This is a genomic window from Lysobacter antibioticus HS124 (assembly GCF_000336385.2).
Taxonomy (GTDB): Bacteria; Pseudomonadota; Gammaproteobacteria; order Xanthomonadales; family Xanthomonadaceae; genus Lysobacter; species Lysobacter firmicutimachus.
In genome coordinates, this window is sequence record NZ_HG424557.1 from 1 (window position 1) to 4,240 (window position 4,240).

Annotated in this window: 2 protein-coding genes; both read right to left on the minus strand. The window is 72.1% G+C overall.

Annotation, left to right across the window (positions count from 1 at the left end):
- Positions 1-405: 405 nt before the first annotated feature.
- A complete protein-coding gene (locus TX83_RS18310; protein WP_261370188.1) occupies positions 406-1,809 on the minus strand; it encodes a DUF3999 domain-containing protein in 1,404 nt (467 codons plus the stop codon).
- Positions 1,806-4,240, minus strand: a 2,435-nt coding sequence (locus TX83_RS18315; protein ID WP_141233564.1) for a DUF2339 domain-containing protein, incomplete at its 5' end; no start/stop codon positions are given. The genes TX83_RS18315 and TX83_RS18310, both read right to left, overlap by 4 nt.

Here is a 4,240-nt window from a genome sequence, read left to right on the forward strand (position 1 = left end):
TTTGGTTACTTTCTTTGTCGCCTTGGACAAAGAAAGTGACCCGGCCGCTTGCGGGCGGAAGCTTTGGTTTTGAAGCTTTGAAGCTTGGGAGCTTTTGTAGCCTTCGATGAGAGACGGCGCGAGACCGCGACAACGCGGTCGCGGCTTACGCCGCTCCTACAGGGGCGCAGGACTAGGCGCAGCGAGATCGAGGGATGGCGGTCGCGGCTTGCGCCGCTCCTACAGACGATAGCTTCGAGTTTCGATCATTGACGACAGTCTTGGGTTTTCTGCGCGTCCCGGGATCGCGGCTTGTGACCGAAGGAAATCCCTGTGGGACGCCGCTCCTGCCCCACGCGACAGTTTCGGGCTTCGGTCCACGACAACGGCGTTGGGTTTCCTGCGCGTGCAGAGACGGCGGGCGCCTCACGCCGCCGGCGGCGGGCCCGAGCGCAGCAGGCTGAACGCGAAACCGGCGACGATCAGTGCGCCCGCCACCAGCACCGCCCACAACACCCACGAACGCCAATCCCGCTTCGGCGCCGGGGGTACCAGGGCCGCGTCGCCCGCCAACGGCACCGACGCGCCCAAGCTCGCCTCGGCCGGCTGCCAGTCGCTGCCGCGGCGCTTGCGCAAAGTCTCGATCAATTCCGCCAACGGCGAGTCGGCGCGCGTCGTGCGCGCGCTGCCGGCGACCAGGGCGTAGGGCGGCGCACCTTGGGCCAGGAACACCGCGACCTCCGGCCGATAGCCCAGGCGCAGCACCGGTTCGCCCGGCACCGCGCCGTTGGCGCGCAGCCGCCAGTAGCGGTCGCGCACTGTCGCCGCCAATTGGCGCGCGGCGGAGCGATCGTCCACGCCCTCGCCGTCGACCCGGTACGCCATCCACGGGCCGGCGCGCGCGACCCAATGCCCTTCGGCCTCGTCGCGGCTGCTCAAACGCCACTCCAGCGCATGATTGCCCGGCAGGGCCACGTCGGCCTGCTGGATCGGGAAGCGTCCGTCGAGTTCGAATTCGAACTCGACCCGGCCTTCGCTCTGCTCGATCCGGCGTCCCTTCAACTCGCGCCATTGCAAAGGCGTGGTCGCCGCATCGGCGGCCAGTTCGGCCACGACCGCGCTGATCGGCACCGCCGCGTTCGGGTCCTGCGGCGTCAGGCGCAGATAGCGCGCCTGTTCGCCGATCGGATCGAACACGATGCGCCGTTGCACCAGGCGCTGGCCGCCGCGCTGCAGATCGATCAGGCGCCCGCTGCTGGACACGGCGCGCCATTGGTCGAGATCGTCGCTGGCCTCGACCCGGTACGCCGCCTCCAGTGCCGCGCCGGGCGTCCATTCCAGTTCCAGCGCCAGGATCGGCGAACGCACCCGACTGGCATCGATCAGCAACGCCGTCTGCGGCGGGCGCGCGGCGCCGCCGGTGCTGCGCGCCTCGACCCGGCGCAGGCGGCCGTCGCTTTCGACTTCGCTGACCAATTCCCAGCCCGCACCGGCGCCGTCCGCGGGCGCCGCCGGCAAGGCGAACCAGGGCAGGCCGGCGCGCTGCGGCGCGCGCGCCAAAGGCTGCTCGGGCGCGAACACCGCCGCCGGCACCGGCTTGCCGGCGCCGTCGAGCACGTCGAGATCGCGCAACCGCGCATCGCGCGCCTGCCGGTACACCGATTCGTCGAGCACGACCCGGTAGGCGCCGCCGTCGTCGCGGCTGAGCTGCAAGGGCCATTGCCGGGCGTAATCCTCGCGCGGCGCGGCGGAGGCGAGCGCGACCGGCAGCAGGCACAGCCAGGCCAGCGCGCGCGGCGCGCGGCGGAACGAAGCGGACAGAAGATTCAAACGCCGGTCTCCGCGGAGTCGGATGAGGAAGCGGTCGAGGACGAAGAACGCGGCGCCGGCGCCGAAGCGGACGGCGGCGCCGGGGCGAAATAGCCGACCACGGTGCACAGCAGGCCGTAGGCGATGAACGAGGCGATGCCGAGCAGATTGCCGAGATGACCGCGATCGACCAGCACCAGCTTGGCCAGCACCACCGCCATCAGCACCGCGCCGGCCAGCCACAGGCCGCGTTGGCCGCGACGCGAACCGGCGATCCAGCCGGCCACGCCGAGCACGCTCCAGACCACGGTCAGGCTGGTCTGCACCAGGCTGGTGTCGAACATCGACGGCCCCCAGGGGGTTCCGCCCCAGGCATGCGCGCTGCGCAGCACTTCCAGGGTGATCAGGCCGAAACCGGCCGCCGCCAGCAGCGGTACGCGGCGCCGCTGCAGCCCGGCATCGACCCACGGCGACGCCAGCCACGCGCCGGCGATCGCCAGCGCCGCCCACTGCAGCAGACCCAGCGGATTCAACAGCGGCAGCCACGGCAGCGGCGAAGACGGCGCCGGGTCGAAGGCGTACGCCGCGATCGCGGCCCACGCCGCCAACAAGAACGAGGCCAGCGCCGGCGCACGCCAACGCGACAATTGCGCCGCCACCGGCCAGCCGACCACGCGCGGGCGCCACAGCAACAAGGCCGCGCTCAACAGCATCGGCAGCAGCACCGCGGCCGCGGTCCAGCCGCTGCCGTAGACCTCGTCGAGCGGCACCGTGCGTCCGTCCGGACGCAGCCAGCGATGCAGGCCGATGCCGATCGCCAAGACCCAGGCCCACAGCCAACCGCTGTGCGCGAAACCGAGCTCGGGCCCGGCACGCTCGCGCAGCGCGGCCAGGCTGCGCGCGCCGCACAGCGCGTACACCGTCCAGGCCAGCCACCCCAGAGCGGCGAACGGCTGCCGGTGCGCTTCGACCTGGGCGAACAGCAGCGGCACCGCCGCGAGCAAGGCCAGGGTCGCGGTCGCCGACAGCGCGCGCCAATCGTGGCGACGGAACACCTCGGCCGCGGCCAGGCCGGTCGCGGCGACCAGCATCAGTACGGCGTCGACGCGTTCGCGCGCTGCGACAAATTCGGCGATCTCGCTGCCGACCGCGCCCAGCCACCAGGCCAGTCCCCAGACGTAGTACGGCAGCGCCAGCCGCGGCGCGGCGCTGCGGCGATGGCTCCAGGCGCTGGCGAAACCGGCGGCGGCGATCAGCAAGGCGCCGGCGAAGCTGGCGTTGAGCAACGGCCGCTGCGCGTCCCAGACCGCATCGCTGGCGCCGATCGCGAATGCGAACGCGGCGGCCAGTTGCAGGCCGGCGCCGGTCAGTTGCGGCAGCAGGCGCCGCTGGCGCAGCCCCAACCAGACCAGGGCCGCGCCTTCCAGCGCGAACACGCAGGCGGTGGCCTCGGCGGCCAACGCCAGTGGGATGGCCAGGGTCGCGAAGCCGACCGCAAGCAAGGCATAGGGCGTGGCCAGGCCGAGGAAGCGCGGGTCGCGACGCAGGCCGGCGGCCAGCAGCGCGTACAGCGCGCCCAGGCCCAGGGCGCAGAACGCCAGCGGCATGCGCTCGCCTTCGAGCAAGCCGGCCTGCAGCGAGAACGCGATCAACGGCGTGCCGAACACCAGGCAGCCGTCGATCAGATCGCGCCGGTCGGCGGCGCGGCGGCGCGCGTACAGCACCGGGATCAGCAGGTAGAAGGCGAAGAACAGCAGCAAGAAGGGTTCGCTGCTGGCGAAATGCTCGGGCCGGTAGCGCAGCACGCCCCACAAGGTGCCGATGCCCCAGGTGAAAGCGAAGCCGAGCAGGTTCAGCGCGCGCCACGGCCGCCACCAGGCGATGGCGAAGATGCCGGCGTTGAGGACGGCGTAGTAACCGAACAGGGCGACATGGTTGCCCGAGCCGGTCGACAGCCAGATCGGCGCGAGGAAACCGGCCAGTATCGCCAGCACCGCCAACGCCAGCGCGTTCTGCCGCACCGCCAGCACGCCGGCGCCGGCGACCAGGGCCACGCTGAGGCCGAACGCGGCGCCGGCCGGGATCATGCCGTAAAGCTTGAACGCCGCGAACACCACCAGCAGCAGCACGCCGATCGCACCGCCCTGCAGGCTCAACGCGAACGCGCGCTTGCGCTCGCGCTGGCGCCAGCCGAACACCAGCCCGGCCGTCGCCGCCAGGGCCACGCCGCTCAGGCGCAACTCCATCGGCAGGCGCATCCAGCCTTGATCGCTGGCGTACTTGAGCAAAGCCGCGACGCCGGCGAACAGCACCAGCACGCCGACCTTGACCGGCACGTTGCCCTCGCTGAACCAGCGCCGCAACCAGCGCAGGCCGAGGGTGAACACATCCGGCGGCGGCGGCGCGGCCGGCGCGCGCGGCGACGCCGGGCGCGGCGGCAACGTGGGCGGCG